Origin of the sequence: Streptomyces sp. GB4-14 (assembly GCF_022696125.1) — a bacterium.
Classification (GTDB): domain Bacteria; phylum Actinomycetota; class Actinomycetes; order Streptomycetales; family Streptomycetaceae; genus Streptomyces; species Streptomyces werraensis.
Map to the genome: position 1 here is coordinate 2207287 of NZ_RZHO01000002.1, position 17864 is coordinate 2225150.

18 protein-coding genes are annotated in these 17864 nt (G+C 72.5%); 10 read left to right on the top strand and 8 right to left on the bottom strand.

Annotated elements, in window-relative coordinates; genetic code table 11:
* Positions 1–9 precede the first annotated feature (9 nt).
* From ELQ39_RS11100 to ELQ39_RS11110, 3 genes are all read right to left on the bottom strand, one after another.
* Positions 10–1215: an FAD-dependent monooxygenase gene (locus ELQ39_RS11100; protein WP_242591795.1), complete on the bottom strand. Its 1206-nt coding sequence runs from the start codon at positions 1213–1215 to the stop codon at positions 10–12.
* A gap of 97 nt (positions 1216–1312) precedes the next feature.
* Complete coding sequence (locus ELQ39_RS11105; RefSeq protein WP_242591796.1) at positions 1313–1870, bottom strand: flavin reductase family protein; 558 nt, start codon at positions 1868–1870, stop codon at positions 1313–1315.
* A complete protein-coding gene (locus ELQ39_RS11110) occupies positions 1867–3459 on the bottom strand; it encodes a 4-hydroxyphenylacetate 3-hydroxylase family protein (RefSeq protein WP_242591797.1) in 1593 nt (530 codons plus the stop codon). The genes ELQ39_RS11105 and ELQ39_RS11110 overlap by 4 nt, the downstream gene beginning before the upstream one ends.
* A gap of 266 nt (positions 3460–3725) precedes the next feature.
* On the opposite strand from ELQ39_RS11110, the gene ELQ39_RS11115 reads away from it, so the two are divergent.
* The 5 genes from ELQ39_RS11115 (at position 3726) to ELQ39_RS11135 (ending at position 10600) form a co-directional block, all read left to right on the top strand.
* On the top strand, positions 3726–5189 hold the full coding sequence (locus tag ELQ39_RS11115) for a class II 3-deoxy-7-phosphoheptulonate synthase (protein ID WP_242591798.1): 1464 nt from the start codon (positions 3726–3728) through the stop codon (positions 5187–5189).
* A gap of 121 nt (positions 5190–5310) precedes the next feature.
* Positions 5311–5775 (top strand): MaoC family dehydratase, encoded by a 465-nt coding sequence (locus tag ELQ39_RS11120; protein ID WP_242591799.1) that lies wholly within the window; start codon positions 5311–5313, stop codon positions 5773–5775.
* 105 nt (positions 5776–5880) lie between these two features.
* Positions 5881–6603 carry a TetR/AcrR family transcriptional regulator gene (locus ELQ39_RS11125; RefSeq protein ID WP_242591800.1) on the top strand — a complete coding sequence of 241 codons (723 nt, stop codon included), beginning with the start codon at positions 5881–5883 and terminating at the stop codon, positions 6601–6603.
* Entirely contained in the window at positions 6549–7277 is a 729-nt protein-coding gene (locus tag ELQ39_RS11130; RefSeq protein ID WP_242591801.1) for a siderophore-interacting protein, read from the top strand. Before ELQ39_RS11125 ends, ELQ39_RS11130 begins: the two co-directional genes overlap by 55 nt.
* 122 nt (positions 7278–7399) lie before the next feature.
* Positions 7400–10600, top strand: a complete 3201-nt coding sequence (locus ELQ39_RS11135) for a tetratricopeptide repeat protein (RefSeq protein ID WP_242591802.1) — start codon at positions 7400–7402, stop codon at positions 10598–10600.
* Positions 10601–10669: 69 nt separating this feature from the next.
* Here the strand turns inward: ELQ39_RS11135 and ELQ39_RS11140 are convergent, their stop codons facing one another.
* Together ELQ39_RS11140 and mca are read right to left on the bottom strand one after the other, a co-directional pair.
* Positions 10670–10912, bottom strand: coding sequence for a hypothetical protein (locus ELQ39_RS11140; protein ID WP_242591803.1), 243 nt, complete (start codon positions 10910–10912; stop codon positions 10670–10672).
* On the bottom strand, positions 10905–11786 hold the full coding sequence (gene mca / locus ELQ39_RS11145; RefSeq protein ID WP_190002361.1) for a mycothiol conjugate amidase Mca: 882 nt from the start codon (positions 11784–11786) through the stop codon (positions 10905–10907). The genes ELQ39_RS11140 and mca overlap by 8 nt, the downstream gene beginning before the upstream one ends.
* Positions 11787–11934: 148 nt before the next feature.
* Between mca and ELQ39_RS11150 the strand changes: the two genes are divergently transcribed.
* Together ELQ39_RS11150 and greA are read left to right on the top strand one after the other, a co-directional pair.
* Positions 11935–12333 carry a DUF4307 domain-containing protein gene (locus tag ELQ39_RS11150; RefSeq protein ID WP_190002360.1) on the top strand — a complete coding sequence of 133 codons (399 nt, stop codon included), beginning with the start codon at positions 11935–11937 and terminating at the stop codon, positions 12331–12333.
* A gap of 168 nt (positions 12334–12501) precedes the next feature.
* Entirely contained in the window at positions 12502–12999 is a 498-nt protein-coding gene (gene greA / locus ELQ39_RS11155) for a transcription elongation factor GreA (RefSeq protein WP_190002359.1), read from the top strand.
* A gap of 58 nt (positions 13000–13057) precedes the next feature.
* On the opposite strand, the gene ELQ39_RS11160 is transcribed toward greA, so the two are convergent.
* The 3 genes from ELQ39_RS11160 to ilvA all read right to left on the bottom strand — a co-directional run bounded on the left by ELQ39_RS11160 (position 13058) and on the right by ilvA (position 16301).
* Positions 13058–13903 carry an ABC transporter permease gene (locus tag ELQ39_RS11160; RefSeq protein WP_225643142.1) on the bottom strand — a complete coding sequence of 282 codons (846 nt, stop codon included), beginning with the start codon at positions 13901–13903 and terminating at the stop codon, positions 13058–13060.
* A complete protein-coding gene (locus ELQ39_RS11165; RefSeq protein WP_190002357.1) occupies positions 13900–14889 on the bottom strand; it encodes an ATP-binding cassette domain-containing protein in 990 nt (329 codons plus the stop codon). The genes ELQ39_RS11160 and ELQ39_RS11165 overlap by 4 nt, the downstream gene beginning before the upstream one ends.
* Positions 14890–15071: 182 nt before the next feature.
* Positions 15072–16301, bottom strand: a complete 1230-nt coding sequence (gene ilvA, locus ELQ39_RS11170; RefSeq protein WP_242591804.1) for a threonine ammonia-lyase — start codon at positions 16299–16301, stop codon at positions 15072–15074.
* A gap of 175 nt (positions 16302–16476) precedes the next feature.
* On the opposite strand from ilvA, the gene ELQ39_RS11175 reads away from it, so the two are divergent.
* The 3 genes from ELQ39_RS11175 (at position 16477) to ELQ39_RS11185 (ending at position 17855) form a co-directional block, all read left to right on the top strand.
* A complete protein-coding gene (locus tag ELQ39_RS11175) occupies positions 16477–16965 on the top strand; it encodes a MarR family winged helix-turn-helix transcriptional regulator (protein WP_391667354.1) in 489 nt (162 codons plus the stop codon).
* Between the two features lie 127 nt (positions 16966–17092).
* Positions 17093–17593, top strand: a complete 501-nt coding sequence (locus ELQ39_RS11180; RefSeq protein ID WP_242591805.1) for a sigma factor-like helix-turn-helix DNA-binding protein — start codon at positions 17093–17095, stop codon at positions 17591–17593.
* A gap of 13 nt (positions 17594–17606) precedes the next feature.
* Positions 17607–17855, top strand: a complete 249-nt coding sequence (locus ELQ39_RS11185) for a hypothetical protein (RefSeq protein ID WP_242591806.1) — start codon at positions 17607–17609, stop codon at positions 17853–17855.
* Positions 17856–17864: the final 9 nt, after the last annotated feature.

The window sequence follows — 17864 nt, forward strand, 5'->3', positions numbered from 1 at the left end:
GGCGGCGGCTCATACCGGTTCGGGGGCAGTCGTGTGCAGGGCGCCGAGTGCGTCGTGCCCGTGGATCCAGGCCAGGTCGTCGGGCAGCGTGGCCAGCCGGGCGTTGCGGGCGTCCGCCTCCGGTCCGTCCGGGAGCTGGAAGCAGCCGGCGTTCTTACGCGACCCTGCCTGCAGCAGCCGGGTGCGCGGGCGGCGCAGGCGCTCGTAGGCGCGCAGGGCGGAGGCGGCCCGGCCGGCATCCGTGCGCGCCAGGAGGCGGGCGAGAGTCACCGCGTCCTCCAGCGCCTGGTTGGCGCCCTGCCCGTGGTGCGGCAGCATCGCATGGGCGGCGTCACCCAGCAGCGTCACACGGCCGGTGCTCCAGGTGCGCTGCGGTTCACGGTCGTACAGGGCCCAGCGGCCGGGGTGCTCGGCGGCGTCGAGGATCTCGGTGACGAACGGATGCCAGCCGGCGAAGGCGGCCCGCAGTACGGCGGGATCGCCCTGGGCGGACCAGGACTCGACCGTCCAGTTCCGGTCCGGCACGACGGCCAGGAAGTTCAGCAGGCGGCCGGCCGCGACCGGGTAGGCGATGAAGTGCCGGCCCGGCCCGAACCACAGCCACAGGACGGGTTCGGCCAGTTCGGGTATGTGTCGCAGCCGTTCCATGGGGACCAGGGCGCGGTAGCCGCTGGTGCCGGAGAACACCGCCTCGTCGGGGCCGAAGACGCTGTGCCGCACCGCGGAGTGGATGCCGTCCGCCCCGACGACCGCATCGGCCTCGGCCGTGCTGCCGTCGGCGAAGCGGATCACGGCCGCGTCGGCGGTCTGCTCCACGCCCGTGCACCGCGCGCCGAGCCGCACATGCCGCGGCCCCAGGGCGGTGAGCAGGGCCTGCTGGACGGCCGCCCGTTCCACGGTCCAGAAGGGCGCCCCGAAGCGCTGCTCGTAGGTGTCGGCCAGCCGGTGGGCGACCATGGACCGGCCGGTGCGCCAGTGCCGGAAGTCGGCACGCAGCGGCCGGACCGCCGTGGCGGCCAGCGGTTCGGCGACGCCCAGTTCACGGAGGATCCTGTGGCCGTTCGCGCCGATCGCGATGCCGGCTCCCGCGTGGGCGAGTCCGGGTGCCTGCTCGTGCACGACTGCCTCGATTCCCTGCCGCCGCAGGCCGAGCGCGAGGGCCAGCCCTCCGATGCCGCCGCCCACCACGGCCACGTACGGATGTCGCGCCGTCATGGCGTCTCCTCTCCTTCGTCGCTGTCTGCGCGCCACGTGCCCCCGGCGGCCCGTGACGGTGTGCGCACACCGGCCGGGCCCGCCGTACGGCCGGCGGTCAGGTGACCGGTGCCAGTGCGGTGAACGTGCCACGGTGGAACACCAGGGGGTCGTGTTCGCGGCCGACGGCGCCGAGCACTCGTCCGACGACGAGCACGTGGTCGCCCAGCCGCTGGGTGAGATGCAGTGCGCATTCGAGGGTGCCGGGCGCGTCCAGCAGGACCAGGCAGCCGGTGTGCGGTCCGACGGCCCAGTCGGCGGCGTCCTCCACCGAGGGGCGCTCGGCGGCCGGCGCGGTGAGGACCCCGACCAGGGGGCGCGACCGGTTGCCGAGGAAGGACACGGCCCATTGCCGGGACGCGCGCACCCGGCGCAGGAAGGTGGAGTCGTCCCGCAGGTACATGGACACCAGGGGCGGGTCGAGGGAGACCGAGCTGAACGAGTTGACGGCGATGGCGTCGTGGCGCACGCCGGTCCGGGTCTCGAAGCGGGTGGACACCGCGCACACGCCGGTCACGTACTGCCCGAGCACGTGCCGCAGGTGAGCCGTGTCGGCGCGGAGGGCCCCGGCTGCCCCGGACGGCCCGCCCGGAGCAGCCGGGGTGCGGCTGCTCACGATGCGGCCTCTGCCCGGTCCGCTGCCGTGGTGCCCGGTGCACCGCCGCCGACGACGGTGGTGTCCTTGGGGTCGAGGAGGTCCGGGACCTTCCAGCCGTTCTCGTCGTACTCGGCCAGGCACTGCTCGACGAGCCGCTTGTACTCGTCGAACTTCCCGGACGCCTGCTGGGCGTGCAGCGCCTCGAAGCGGATCTGCTCGTGGTTGCCCGCGTAGTTCATCTCGTACAGCTCCCAGCGGGCCCCGAACTCGGTGCCGACCGCGTCCCACGCCAGCTTCATCAGCTTGACCCGGTCGATCGCCTCCACGCCCAGGCCGCGCACGTACTTGTCGAGGTAGGGCCGGATCTCGGGGTCCGACCAGTCGGCCGCGTGCGAGTTGTTGTAGATGAGGGCGCTGCCGAGGTCCCGCAGGAAGATCTCGCGCACCTTGGGGAAGACGGACGACGACAGCACCCGGAAGGCCAGCGCCGTCTCGCCGTTGGGGGTGACGGTGCCGTCGGGCCACCGCGTGGGGTTCTCGGCCATGGAGTCCACCAGCGCCCAGAACATGTTGCGGTAGGCGAGGACCTCGCCGAGCCGGCTCTGCACCCCGCGGAACTCGGACGTGCCGGTGGTCTCCAGGCACTTGGCGAGCAGGCCGGTCAGGAAGTCCATCTTCACCGCGAAGCGGACGCAGGCGTGGAACATCGCCCGGTAGAAGAACCCGGAGCCGTAGAAGAAGTTGTTCGCCTTGTCCACGTCGTAGCAGAAGACGTTCTCCCACGGGATCAGCACCTGGTCGAAGACGAGGATTCCGTCGTTCTCGTCCAGGCGGCTGCTCAGCGGCTGGTCGAAGGGGCTGCTGACGGTCGCCGAGGCGAACTCGTAGGACGGGCGGGAGATGATCTTCAGGCCCGGGCTGTTGGTGGGCACGACGAAATACGCGGAGAACTCCTTGGCGCCCTGCGGAATGGCTCCGTAGCTCCCGATGAAGATGTGCTGGGTGAGTGCCGCGCCGGTACCGACCACCTTGGCCCCGGACACCACGAGACCGGCGTCGGTCTCCCGGTCCACCGTCAGCATCACGTCCTTCAGCTCGGTCAGCCCACGGTTGCGGTCGATCGGCGGATTGACGATGCCGTGACCGATGAACAGCACGTTCTCCTGCGCCTTGCGGTACCAGGCGGAGGCGTTGTCCTCGAAGGGCGCGTAGTGCTCCTTGTTGGAGCCCAGGGTGGACAGGAAGGCGGCCTTGAAGTCCGGGGTGCGGCCCAGCCAGCCGTACGTCATGCGCGCCCACTCCTCCATGGCCCGTGCGGCGGCGCGGAGGTCGTCCGAGCTGTAGGGGGCCTTGAAGTAGGGGTGCGTGAAGCCGCCGTTGCCGGTGTCGGTGGGGACGACCAGCCGGCCGGCCCGCCCGGGGTCGTGCAGGGCGTCGAAGAGGCGGGCGACCATGCGGGAGTTGTTGCGGAACGCCGGGTGGCTCGTGACGTCGGCGACCTTCTCGCCGTAGATCCTCACTTCCCGGCCGTCCCGGAGGCTCTCGAGGTACTCGTCCCCGGTCTGCGGGCGGGAGGCGGACCCGGAGGGCCCGGCGGTGCTGCTCATGCGTAATCACCTTTCGAAGCCGGTGGTCGGGAGGAGCGGGCTCCGGACCGCGCTGCCGGCGGATCGCGCCGGTGGTCCGCGCCTGCCGAAATGCTCCAGGGGCACGCCCCGCCCCGACAGTCGGCCGCTGGGGCTAGTACGGGAGTAGTAGTGCCGCGTTTCTAGCCAGAACGACCCACTGCCCGGGGCCTTCGGACGCGTGCCAGGCTGCGCCCACCGCAAGCCCGTGCCCTGTCCTCGGAACAGAAGGCGTTGAGGTCTTCAGCGTGAAAACCCTGATGCGTCCGGTGTCCTCACCTCCCGTATCCCCCCGCCCGCCGAGCGCGGACGGCGGCCCGCACGACACGGGGCCGCCCGAGGCCTGGCGGGCCCTGTCCGCTGCGCAGCAGCCCGACTGGCCCGATCCCGCGGCGCTGGGGACGGTCGTCTCGGCCCTGGAATGCGCCCCGCCGCTGGTGTTCGCCAGGGAGTGCGACACTCTGCTCGACCGCCTGGGCGAGGTGGCGCGTGGCAGCGCCTTCCTGCTCCAGGGCGGTGACTGCGCCGAGACGCTGGGCTCGGTGAGCGCCCGGTCCGTGCGGGGGAAACTGGACGTTCTGCTCCAGATGGCGGCCGTCCTGACGTATGCGACCGGCGTCCCGGTGGTCAAGGTCGGCCGCATGGCCGGCCAGTACGCCAAACCGCGTTCCCGGCCCACCGAGACGCGGGACGGGGTGACCCTTCCCGTCTACCGCGGTGACGCCGTCAACGGACGGGAATTCACCCCCGCGGCCCGCACCCCCGACCCGGCCCGGCTGGAGCGTGTCTACCACGCGTCCGCGGCGACGCTGAACCTGATGCGGGCCTTCGCCGCGGGCGGTCACCCGGATCTGCGCCGGGTGCACGAGTGGAACCGCGACTTCGTGGCCGGGTCCGCGGCGGGGCGTCACTACCGGCCGCTGGCGGACGAGATCGGTGCGGCGCTGGCGTTCGCCCGTGCGTGCGGCATGAGCACCTCGACGAAGCGCCCCGCCGAAGTGTTCGCCAGTCACGAGGCCCTGCTCCTCGACTACGAGTCCGCCCTGGTCCGCACGGACCCCGACACGGGCCGGCGGTACGCCCTGTCCGGGCACCTGCTGTGGATCGGCGAGCGCACCCGCCAACTCGACGGGGCGCACGTCGCGTTCGCCGCCGGCATCGGCAACCCCCTCGGCGTCAAGCTGGGACCGGACGCGACCGTGGACGACGTACTCGGGCTGCTGGAGCGGCTGGATCCGCTGCGCACTCCGGGGCGTCTCACCTTCGTCACCCGGATGGGCCGGGAACTGGTGCGCGACCGGCTCCCCGCTCTGGTGGAGGCGGTGCGCGCGCAGGGCGCCCAGGTCGTCTGGGTGTGCGATCCCATGCACGGCAACACCTTCACCGCACCGAGCGGTCACAAGAGCCGGCGCCTCGACGACGTGCTGGACGAGATCACCGGCTTCCTGGAGGTGCACCACGCCCTGGGCACGCATCCCGGCGGTGTGCACCTGGAGCTGACGGGCGAGGACGTCACCGAGTGCGTCGGCGGCAGCCGCGAGGTGCTCCTCGAGGACCTGCACCGGCGCTACGAGACCGCCTGTGACCCCCGGCTGAACCGCGAGCAGTCGCTGGATCTGGCCTTCCGCGTCGCGGAATGGTTCAGCGCACGGCGGCGCCGTCGCGAACGCCCCCGCACACGGCCCGTTCACGCCCCGAGCCCGACCGGGTAGGCCGCAGGGGCGTCACCGTCACCTGCAGGGCCCCGGGCCCCGCCGGTGTGCGTCGCCGGCCGTTCAAGGACCACACCCTTGCCCTGTCCGCGAAATCCGAGACGACGAAGGATCACTCATCGTGCGGCACTTCGAGCACTTTCCCGTCGGCAGCACCTACGACCTGGGCGTCACGAGGCTGACGAGCGAGGACATCGTCCGCTACGCCCGCGACTTCGACCCGATGCCGTTCCATCTGGACCCCGAGGCGGCCGCCCGTTCCCCCTTCGGCGGTCTGGTGGCCAGCGGGTGGCACACCGGGGCCGTGGTCATGGGGCAGTTCGTCCGTACCCTGCTCGCCGACTCCGCCTGCCACGGCTCCTACGGCATGGACGAGGTCCGGTTCCTCAGGCCCGTGCGCCCCGGGGACCAGTTGCGCGGGCGGGCCGTCGTGGAGGAGGCCGCACCGCATTCCCGGCGCCCCGACACGGGCACGGTCCGCTTCGTGGTCGAGGCGGACAACCAGCACGGTGACACCGTCCACCGGATGCGGACCCGGCTGCTGTTCGGCCGTGCGGTGGCGGAGATCCGCTCAGCCGGGCTTTGATCAAACGCACCGTTGCGTCTAGTCTGACTGGACGGCGGCCGCGCGGGGACCGCGACGCCGTGAGGAGGACGCGTCATCGACACACAGCACGACAGGCGGGACGCCTTGCGACGACGGGACGAGACCCCCGCCGTGCGCACCCGCAGCGGTCCGAGGCGCAGCGAGGCCGCACGCATCGCGGTGCTGCGAGCCGCGGACGACCTGCTGGCGGACGTCGGCTACCGCGGTCTGACGGTCGGCGCGATCGCCGACCGTGCGGGGGTCGCCAAGCAGACCATCTATCGCTGGTGGCATTCGAAGGCGGCCGTCCTGCTCGACGTCTTGGAGGAGGACCTGGCCGATGGGGCACCCTGGCCGATGCGGGCGGAGGGCCGGCGGGCCGCGCTCGAGACCCATGTGACGCACCTGTCCCGGCTCTTCACCGAGTCCCCGACCGGCCGTGTCCTGTTCGTCCTCATCGGCCTCGCCCTGCACGACCCGGGCACCGCCACCACCCTCCGCGGCCGTGTACTGGAACGGCAGCGGCAGCACGACCGCGAACGCATGCGTGCCCTGCTGGCCCCGCACGCCCGCACCGCCCCGGCCCGGTACGACGCCGACCAGCTCCTGGACCTGCTCGCGGGCCCCGCCTTCCACCGGGCGTTCACGACGCGCAGGCCGCTGGACGCGACGTTCGTCCGGCATCTGACCGGCACGGCCCTGGCGTACTGGCGCGCCGACGCTCCCTCCCGCCGCCCTTCCGACCGACTCTCCGACCGAAGGACCCCTTCCCCATGTTCCGCACCCGGCGCAGCCGTCACACCGCCACGGTCGAGGCCGTCTCGCTGATCGCACCGCGCATGGCCCGCATCACCCTGGGAGGGCCCGGCATGTCGGCCTTCCGCTGCGAGGAACCGACACAGTGGGTGAAGCTGCACGTCCCCGATCCCCGTGACGGCCGGACGGTGGGGCGTGCCTACACCGTGCGCCACCAGCACCCGTCCGAACCCCGTATCGACATCGACGTGGTGCTGCACGGCAACGGCCCGGCCGCCCGCTGGGCCGAGACGGCGCACGTGGGTCAGGAAGTCTCCTTCGGCGGCCCCCGCGGTTCGTTCCGTCCCGACCCCGGTGTCGGCTCCTACCTGCTGGCGGGGGACGAGAGCGCCCAGCCGGCGGTCCTGACCATCGCCGAGAGTCTGCCGGCCGGCGTGCGCGGCACCGTCTATCTGGAAGTGGAGGGCCCCGAGGCCGAGACCGAGGTGCACACCCGGGCCGCACTGGACGTCGTATGGGTCCACCGCTCCGGCCGGGCGAAGGGCGAGGCACTGCGGGACGCCGTGCTGAAGGCCCCCGCGCCGGAGCGGCGCGCCTACGCCTGGGCGGCCGGGGAGTCCGGCGCTGTCCGGGAGATCCGCCGCCACTTCCAGCAGAACCTCGGCCTGGACCGGCAGCGTGCCTACGCCAAGGGCTACTGGAAGCGGGACGAACCCGACCACCGGGACCCGCTCGCCTCGGACTGACCGTTCCGTCAAGTACCCCTGCCGCTCCACGGACCGGACCTTCGGGCGCCACCCCCTCGCGCGTCGGGCGTGTCCCAAGGACACTCGTAGGCAATGGAGTCGCCGCCGGAGGGGGACGGGACATGAGGGACGGTCATCGGGCCGATGCCGAACGGCTGTTGGCGCGGGCCGTGGAGGAGGAGGTGCGCCGGTCGGGCGGGCGCACCGACGGGAAGGTGCTGCTGTCCCGGGCGCGCGGGGCGCTGGACGCGATGGCGCGCACGGCGGCCGAGGAGTACGAGGCCTACACCCGCGCACTGGACGAGGCGGAGGCGGGGCGGCAGTCGTTCCGGCAGCGGTACGCGCGCGAGGGCGGCGGGACGCCGTTGCTGGTGGCCGGGGTGGCGGGCGTCGCGGCGGTGGTCGCCGACCTGGCGTTCGGCACGGATACCGGGACCGCGCTGGGCGCGGGTGTGGCCGTCGGTGTGGTCGGGGCGGCGGCGACGGTGGTGAAGGTCGCCGGGTCGCACCTCCCCGCCGCCCACCACCACGCCGGGGCGGCGGGCCAGCCGGGCGGGGTGGAGCAGCTGCGCCTGCAGTGGCTGACCGCGCTGGAGGTGCGGGGCATCCGGCCGTTCCTAGACCAGCAGCGGGTCCTCGCCGCGTCCACGGCGCCCCAGCGGACCGGGCCGCGGCTGCGCGGCACCGACAAGAGCGCGGCGGCCCGCGGGAGAAACGTCCTGGAGCAGTCGTTCGGGCAGCTCCCCGAGCCGCACGGCCCGTTCGCCGGGCGGCGGCAGGAGATGGCCCGGATCCGGCAGTGGGTGCAGTCGGCCCGCGCGAGCACGGAGACCCGGCCCACGGTCGTGGTGCTGCACGGGGAGCCGGGCAGCGGCCGTACGACGCTGGCGGTGCGGGCCGCGCACGAGCTGAAGGACTACTTCCGCGGGGCCTGCGTGGTCGACCTGCGCGGCGAGGGCTCCGGCGAGCCCCCGCTGTCCACGCGGGACGCGCTGCTGCATCTGCTGAACCGGCTCGGCGCGCCCCGCGAGCAGCTCCTGTTCCGCGAGCGGACCTCGCCGGACCAGCAGGTCAAGCGGCTGAGCGAGCTGTACCACCAGCATCTGACCGGCACGCCCGTCACGATCGTCCTCGACGACGCCTCCGACCCGCAGCAGGTGCGCACGCTCCTGCCCGAGCGCTCCGACAGCCTGGTGCTCGTCACCTCGCGCTCCCCGCTCGGGCTGTCCGAGGACCTGCCCGCGCGGGTGCACCGGCTGCCGGTGGAGCCGCTGGACGCGGCCGGCGCGGAGGAGCTGCTGACCGCCGCCGCGCAGGACGCCTCGGGGCCGTACGACGCCGAGTCCGCGGAGCGGGTGCGGGAGCTGTGCGGGGGCCTGCCGCTGGCGCTGCGGCTGGCCGGCGCCGCCCTCGGGCCGCGCTCGACGCTCGCCCTCGCCACCGACCTCGACGCCTACGGGCCCGTCGAGCCGGTCGAGCGGGCGCTGTGGCTGCGCTACACCGACCAGCCGGACACCGTACGGCGGCTGCTGCGGCGGCTGGCGCTGGCCGGGCGGGCGTCGCTCGGCGCTGCCGCCGCGGCGGCGCTGCTGTCCACCGACGAGGCGGAGGCCACCCGGCACCTGGAGGCGCTGCACCGGGCCGGGCTGATCGACCGGGTGCGGCACAGCCGGTACCGGCTGCACGCCCTGGTGCGGGCGTTCGCGCACGCCCGTCTTCTCGACGAGGAGGACCCGGACGAGCGCGCCGCCGCGCAGGAGCGGCTGATCGTCAACTACGCCGAGCTAGCCGACTCGGTGCTGCGGCTGGTCGACGGCAACATGTCGACCCGCTCCGACCGCTTCAGCCCCTACGGGTTCACCTCCCTGGACGAGGCGCTGCGCTGGCTGGACGACGAGTCCAGCTTCATCACCGCCGCGCTGCGGCACGCCGAGGGCGTCGACCAGGGGGCGGTGCTGAATCTGCTGGGCGCGCTGTGCGACTACTGCCTGCTGCGCGGCGACCTCTACCGGCTGGGTGAGATCAACGAGCTGGCGCAGGCCGTCGACGAAGGGCTGCTGATCCGCTCGGTGCAGTGGCGCACCGGCATCGCAGCCCGTCAGCTCGGCGAGCTGGACACGGCGCGGACCACCCTGACGTCGGTGGTGGACCTGTACCGGGAGGCGCAGCACGAGGCGGGCCAGGCACGGGCGCTGACCTCGCTCGGCATCACGCTGCACCACCAGGGAAACCTGACGGAGGCGTCGGCGCGGCTGCGGGAGGCGCTGGACCTCCAGGCGTCCGACGCGCTGGCCGCCGACCGCGCCTGGACGATGCACGCGCTGGCCGCGGTGGAACGGGACCGGGCCCGGCTGGCCGAGGCGCTGGAGCTGCTCGGCGAGTCGCTGGTGCTGCACCGTGCCGGCGAGTCCCTGCACGGGCAGGCGTGGGCGCACTTCCAGCTCGGTCAGCTGCATCTGCGGCGGGGGGACGTGCCGCGCGCGGAGGGTGAGCTGCGCACCGCCCTCGACCTGTACGGCCGGACCCGGGACGCGCGCGGCGAGGCATGGGCGCTGACCGAGCTGGCGCGGGCCCGGCTGGTGGACGGGGAGGCGGGTCCCGCGGTGGAGGAGCTGCGCCGGGCGGCCGCGCGGCACCGGGACAACGAGGACGCGCGCGGCGAGGCGTGGACGCTGTACTACCTGGGGCAGGCGCTGGAGGAGAGCGGCGACCTGGACCGCGCGGTGCGCGAGCTGGAACGTGCCCGCACGATGTTCTCCCGTATGCGGGACGTCTACGGCCTCGCCTGCGCCCGGCACCACTCGGCGCGGGTCACCCGTGACCAGCGGGCGGCCAGGACGGGCTCGCTGCGCAACTCCGGGTTCGCCCGGCAGCTGCTGGTGGACGCGCGCGCCGACTTCCAGCGGATCGGGGTGGCGCACGGCGAGGCGTGGACGTGCCTGGAGCTGGCGGTCGTCGACGCGGGCAACGCGCGCACCCAGCAGGCGCTGGCGCTGTGCGACGAGGCGGTCGCGCTGTTCGCCTCCTACGGCGACCGGCGCGGCGAGGACTGGGCGCGCTTCCTGCGCTGCACTCTCCTGCCGTACGCGGCGCCGGGCGGCACGGAGGTCGGCACGGCGGTGGCGCAGCAGGAACTCACGGAGCTGGCCGCCGCCCCTCACCCGGCCCGCGACCCCAAGCTCACCGACTGCGTCGACTCCTACCAGCTCCTCCTGGAGCGGGGCGTCACCCTCGACACGGGCTGGCAGGCCTGGAACCTGGGCCTGGTCCCCACCCGCCACGCACGGGAGGTGATGGGGGTACCCGTCCCGCTGGACGCGTAGGCCGCTTCCGGGCACGCAAGGTGCGGCACCCGGCGCGTCTGCCGGGTGCCGTACGTCTGTGCGCCTGGGTCAGGCCGTCGACTTGCCGGCGTCGGGCGCGGCGGCGTCCGCGGACTTGTCGTCCGGCTCCGCGAAGTTCACGCGGCCCATGTGCCGGTTCATCGACTTCATCAGGCCCCAGACCGCCAGGGCCATCACCGCGAAGACGATGAAGCCGAGGACACCGGGGGTGACCTTGTCCTCGTCGAACTCCTTGGCGAGGGGGACCAGGTGGGTCATTGCCAGGCTTGCGCTTGCGCTCATGTCAGCCATTGTCCCGGATGCCCGCGAAGAGGTCGTCCTCGGGGAGGGAGGTGTCCACGAGCGACTTCGCGAGCTCGTACTCCTCCGTCGGCCAGACCTCCTTCTGGAGGTCCAGCGGCACCCGGAACCAGCCGCCGTCGGGGTCGATCTGCGTGGCGTGCGCGATCAGCGCCTTGTCCCGGATCTCGAAGAAGTCGGCGCACGGCACGTGCGTGGTGAGCGTGCGCTCCTTGCGCTCGAACTCGTCCCACCGCTTCAGCCAGTCGCCGTACGGCGACTCCAGCCCGCGCTCCAGCATCGCGTTGTGCAGCGCCTCGGTGCGGGGCCGGTTGAAGCCCTGGTTGTAGTACACCTTCAGCGGCTGGTACGCCGGGCCGAACTCGTCCTCCGGGTACTTCACGGTGTCCGCCGCGCCCTCGAACGCCACCATCGTGATCTTGTGGGTCATGATGTGGTCGGGGTGCGGGTAGCCGCCGTTCTCGTCATAGGTGGTGATCACCTGCGGCCGGAAGGAGCGGATCTTCCGCACCAGCTCCCCCGCCGCCTTGTCGACGTCCTCCAGCGCGAAGCAGCCCTCCGGCAGCGGCGGCAGCGGGTCGCCCTCGGGCAGACCCGAGTCGACGAAGCCCAGCCACTCCTGCTTCACGCCGAGGATCTCGCGGGCCTCGTCCATCTCCTTCTTGCGCACCTCGTGGATGTGCTCCTCGATGTACGCGTCCCCCTGGAGCTTCGGGTTGAGGATGGAGCCGCGCTCCCCGCCCGTGCAGGTCACCACCAGCACGTCCACCCCCTCGGACACGTACTTCGCCATGGTGGCCGCGCCCTTGCTCGACTCGTCGTCGGGGTGGGCGTGGACGGCCATCAGTCGCAGCTTGTCGGTCAAGACTCAATCCTCAAGTCGTTGGGCGCCCTGTGTGCGGCGGCGCAGTCGCAGGCTTCTATAGTGACGGAACCGGGGGGCGAAAAATTCCGGAGCGCCGCTCCCGGGGACGGTCCGGGGACGCCGGTCCCTTCCTTCCGAGGAGACGATCATGAGTACGTCGAGCACGCGGCTGCCCGAGGGCCGCTACGGCCGCTCCTCGGACCAGCGTGCCGACCGCACCCTCAAGGTCGTCGGCGGTGTGCTGGCCGTCCTGTTCGCCGCCCTGATCGGCTGGTTCGGCTACCACTACGTCGCCCAGAACGAGATCAGCGCCGAGCTGATCCGCTTCGAGACCGGCGAGGACGCGGTGAAGGTGCACCTGGAGGTGCACAAGGACGCCGGCGTCGTCGGCTACTGCACCGTGCGCTCCCAGTCCGCGGACGGCGCCGAGGTCGGCCGGGCCGACTTCCGCTTCGACGGGGACGCCACCCGCATCGACCAGGTGGTCACGCTGCGGACCACCTCCCCCGGCACCAGCGCGGAGCTCGTCGGCTGTCACGCCGAATGAGCGGGCGGGGAATACCCGGCCACTGACCTGCGCTGATGTGAGAACAGTGGCTTATGTCCTCCCCCTGCGGGCACTGAATTGTTAGGCTCGTGGTTTCGCCCGTCCCTGGGGGACCATCCTTCTGGGTAGGGCGATGCTTTGTATTCCCAGTACCTACGAGGAGCACCTGTGACCCAGACCAGCGAGAACGTCACCTGGCTGACCCAGGAGGCGTACAACAAGCTCAAGGACGAGCTTGAGTACCTTACTGGTCCCGCGCGCACGGAGATCGCCGCCAAGATCGCCGCCGCGCGTGAGGAGGGCGACCTGCGTGAGAACGGCGGGTACCACGCGGCCAAGGAGGAGCAGGGCAAGCAGGAGCTCCGTGTGCGCCAGCTGACCCAGCTCCTCGAGAACGCCAAGGTGGGCACGCCCCCGGCGACCGACGGAGAGGTGGCGCCCGGCATGGTCGTCACGATCGCCTTCGACGGCGACGAGGACGACACGCTGACCTTCCTGCTCGCCTCCCGCGAGTACGCGAGCTCCGACATCGAGACGTACTCGCCGCAGTCCCCCCTGGGGTCCGGCGTGATGGGCCACAAGGTCGGCGAGGACGCGGAGTACGAGCTGCCGAACGGCAAGAAGGCCTCGGTGACGATCCTCAAGGCCGAGCCCTACAGCGGCTGACCGGCCGCACGCGAGTCCCCACGGGCCCCCGGCGCCCCGAGCGGCGCCGGGGGCTTCGTCATGCCGCCGCCGAGCGGTACTTGCGCACGGCCAGGGTGCGGAAGATCACGATGATCAGCACCGAGTAGATCACCGACGCCCACACCGGGTGCTGCATCGGCCAGGCGTCGGAGGTGGAGACGCCCGGGTTGCCGAACAGCTCGCGGCACGCCTGGACGGTGGCGCTGAACGGGTTCCAGTCCGCGATGTGCTGCAGCCAGGGCGTCATGTTGCTGGAGTCCACGAACGCGTTCGACACGAACGTGACCGGGAACAGCCAGACCAGGCCGCCGGAGGTGGCCGCCTCGGGGGTGCGCACCGACAGGCCGATGACCGCGCCGATCCAGGTGAACGCGTACCCGGTGAGCAGCAGCAGGCCGAACGCGCCGAGCACCTCGCCGAAGCTGGTGTGCGTGCGCCAGCCGACCAGCAGGGCGACCACGGCGAGGACGAGCAGGGTGAGCGCCGTCTGCACCATGTCGGCGAGGGTTCGGCCGGTGAGCACAGCACCGCGCGCCATCGGCAGGGAGCGGAAGCGGTCGATGAGCCCCTTGTGCATGTCCTCGGCGATGCCCGCTCCGGCCCCCGCCGTGGCGAAGGTGACGGTCTGGGCGAAGATGCCGGCCATCAGGAACTCACGGTAGACCTGCGGGCTGGTGGAACCGCCGATGTCCAGGGAGCCCCCGAACACGTACGAGAACAGCACCACGAACATGATCGGCTGGATCAGCCCGAAGATGACCACCTCGGGGATGCGGACCATGCGGATCAGGTTGCGCTTGGCGACGACCAGCGAGTCGCGGACGGAGCGGCTGAACGCGTTCCCGGGGGACGCGACCCGCACGGATTCGGTGACGGCACTCACTTCGCGGCCTCCTCGTGCTCGGACTGCGCGGATTCGGCGACATGGCCGGTGAGGGAGAGGAACACGTCGTCGAGGGTGGGGCGGCGCAGTCCGATGTCGTCGATCTCGATGCCCTCGGCGTCGAGCTCGCGGATGATCTCGGCGAGCAGCTTGGCGCCGCCGGAGACCGGCGTGGTGATCTTGCGCATGTGCTCCTCGACCGTGGTGTCGCCCTGGCCGAGGCCGCGCAGGCTGTACTTGTCGAGGAGGGCGGCCGCGGTGCGGATGTGCTCGCGGTCGTGCACCACGACCTCGACGCGCTCGCCGCCGGTGCGGGCCTTGAGCTGGTCGGAGGTGCCCTGGGCGATGACCTTGCCCTGGTCGACGACCGCGATGTCGTGCGCCAGGTGGTCGGCCTCCTCCAAATACTGCGTGGTGAGGAGCAGCGTGGTGCCGCCGGAGACGAGGTCCTTGATCACGTCCCAGAGCTGCTGGCGGTTGCGCGGGTCGAGTCCGGTCGTCGGCTCGTCCATGAACATCACGGGCGGGGAGACGACCAGGGCGGCGGCCAGGTCGAGGCGGCGGCGCATGCCGCCCGAGTAGGTCTTCGCCGTGCGGTCGGCCGCGTCCGCCAGGTGGAACTGCTCCAGCAGCTCGTCCGCGCGGGCCCGGGCGGCCTTGGCCCTCATCTGGTAGAGCTGGCCGACCATCTGGAGGTTCTCCCGGCCGGTGAGGTACTCGTCGACGGCGGCGAACTGACCGGACAGACCGATCGAGCGGCGCACGGCGTCGGGGTGCTTCAGCACGTCGATCCCGGCGACGACGGCCCTGCCGCTGTCGGGACGCAGAAGCGTGGTGAGGCAGCGGACGGTGGTGGTCTTGCCCGCGCCGTTCGGCCCGAGCAGCCCCAGGACGGTCCCCTCCGGGACCTCGAGGTCGACGCCGTCCAGTGCCTTGACGTCTCCGAAGGTCTTCACCAGACCTTCGGCTTGAATGGCACCTGGCATATGAATCTCCACGTCATCGTGATTCTTCGGAAAAGCCTAGGTTCGTGTGCCGGCATGCGCCCGGTGCCGCCCCGGGGGCGCCGGGGGTCACCGGCGGCCACGCCGTGACGGAGCACACACCATAACGCGATGTATCGCGTCTCTCAATGGAATTGCCCGAAGGGGTGAAGCCGCGTCCGGCGTCAGCCCATGACCGTGTAACCCGCGTCGCGCAGGGCCTGCTGTACCTCGGCGCAGTGCGCCGGTCCCTTGGTCTCCAGGTGCAGCTCGACCTCCGCCTCCGTGAGTCCCAGCCGCGGGTCCGTCCGCACGTGGCTCACGTCGAGGACGTTAGCGTCGACCACTGACAACGCCCCGAGGAGCGAGGCCAGGGCGCCCGGCCGGTCGGTCAGCCGCAGCCGTACGGCCAGGTAGCGGCCCTGCGCCGCCATGCCGTGCCGCAGCACCCGTTCCATCAGCACCGGGTCCACGTTCCCGCCGGACAGCACCGCGACCACCGGCCCCTCGAAGGCCTCCGGCCGGCTCAGCAGCGCCGCGACCGGGCTCGCCCCGGCCGGCTCGACGACCAGCTTGGCCCGCTCCAGGCACAGCAGCAGCGCGGCCGACAGCTCGTCCTCGGTGACCGTGCACACCTCGTCCACCAGCTCGCCCACCAGCGCGAACGGCACCTCGCCGGGCCGCCCCACCTTGATCCCGTCGGCCATCGTCGCCGGGTGGCTCAGCGACACCGGGCGCCCGGCGGCCAGGGACGGCGGGTAGGCCGCCGCGCCCTCCGCCTGCACCCCGACGATCCGCACGTCCGGCCGCAGCGACTTCACCGCGACCGCGATCCCGGCCGCCAGCCCGCCCCCACCGACCCCGACGACGATCGTCCGCACCTCCGGGCACTGCTCCAGGATCTCCAGTCCCACCGTGCCCTGCCCTGCGATGACGTCCGGGTGGTCGAAGGGGTGGATGAACACCGCGCCCGTCTCGTGCGCGTACTCCTGCGCCGCGGCCAGCGCCTCGTCCACCACCTGGCCGTGCAGGCGCACCTCGGCGCCGTATTCCCGGGTCGCGCTGATCTTCGGCAGCGGGGCGCCCTTCGGCATGAACACCGTCGAGCGCACGCCGAGCAGCGACGACGCCAGCGCCACGCCCTGCGCGTGGTTCCCCGCGCTCGCCGCGACGACCCCCGCCGCCCGCTCCTCGGGGAGCAGCCCGGCGATCCGCACGTACGCGCCGCGCAGCTTGAACGAGCCGGTCCGCTGGAGGTTCTCGCACTTCAGCAGCACCGGCGCGCCCACCTGCGAGGACAGGTGCCGGCTGCCCTCCAGGGCGGTGGTGCGGGCCACGCCGGAGAGCATCTTGTGGGCGCCGCGCACGTCGTCGAGGGTGACGGTGCGCAGCCGGTCGGCCGTGCGGTAGCTCATGCCTCCAGCATCGCAGTTTCCACAGGGACGGCCCCGGTGTGACCAACCCGCGGACGACCGCTTTGCACAGCCCCGGTACGGTCCGCGCCCCGGCCGCGTACCCTGTCCTCCCATCAGCAGCCCATCACGAAGTGAGCCCCCCGCCATGCCCACTACACCTGAAATGTCGATGGACATGACGACCGATCTGACCGCGGTCGGCGACACCGGTCTTCTCGACACTCTGCAGCACGAGGTGGCGCTCTTCGCCCGCCGTGCCGAACAGACCCGGCTCGGCGGGGTCGGCCAGGTGCGGAACTCCATGGACCGCGCCGCCTACCTGCTGCTCAACCGGCTCGACAAGGAAGGCCCCATGGGCGTCAAGGCCCTGGCCGCGAGCATGGGGATCGACTCCTCGACCGTCACCCGTCAGGTGGCGCCGCTCGTGGACACCGGCCTGGTCAAGCGGACCTCGCACCCGGACGACGGCCGCGCCGTCGTGCTCCAGCTCTCCCCGCGCGGCCAGGCCCGCCTGGAGGAAGTGCGCGCCTCCCGGCGGCAGTTGATGGCCGAGCTGACCCAGGACTGGGCGCCGGAGGAGCGTGAGGCGTTCTGCGCGCTGCTCACCCGGTTTAACGGCGCGCTGTCCGCCCGGATGGCCGGGAACGACCGCGGCGACTCCTGACCCGGCCGCGCTCCGGCACCGTGCGCGCCTCTTGACCCGGAGGTGCGTCCTGGCCTGATATGTGGGGAGGGTCCCCGTCCGCCGCACGGCGCGGGGCGGCCCTCCGCGGGGGCTTCAGGAGGTGCGGGTGCGACCACGGCATGCGTGCGACGACGTCCGCCGCGCCCAGGAGTTCCGGGCGTACGTGGCGGGCGCGGGCGGACGGCTGCTGCACACCGCGACCCTGCTGACGGCAGAGCCCCGGGACGCCAACCCACGCGCCCAGCGCCTGCTCACCCTCGCCCTGGCCCGTACGTACGCCTGCTGGGACCGGCTGCACGGCGAGGACCCCTACGACCACACCCGGCGCTATCTGATGATCAGGTTCGCGCTCAGCACCCTGCGGTACGGCGGGCGGCTCCCCTTCCAACCCCCGCCCGGCGGCCCGCTGGCCGGGCTGAGCCCGCAGGAGCGGCTGATCCTGGTGATGCGGCTGCACGAGGGCATCGGCGAGGACCAGACGGCGGCCCTGCTGGGGCTGCCGACGGAGCGCGTACGGGCCGTGCAGAACCGTGCGATGGCCGTCGTGCTGCGTCCCGCGCCGGGGCCCGCACCCGCCCTGGGGCGCGCCGGCACGGTGCCCTCATGACCGGGGAGGCGTGGTGAACCGGTCGAACCGCGAGGAGCGGGTGCGGCGGCTGATGGTGACGGGCCCTCCGGCGCTGCCGCCCGACCTCGCCGCGGAGGCGGTGCGGCGCGGCGACCGCGTCCTCCGGCGACGCACGTACGCCCGGCGCGTGATGTGGCTGCTGCTGTGCGCGGCGACCGTGGCGTTCACGGTGTGGGCGCTGACCGCCCGGCCCTGGGTGGAGCCGCCGTCCGGGACGACCCCACCCCTCACCGGCTGGTGACCGGGCCTT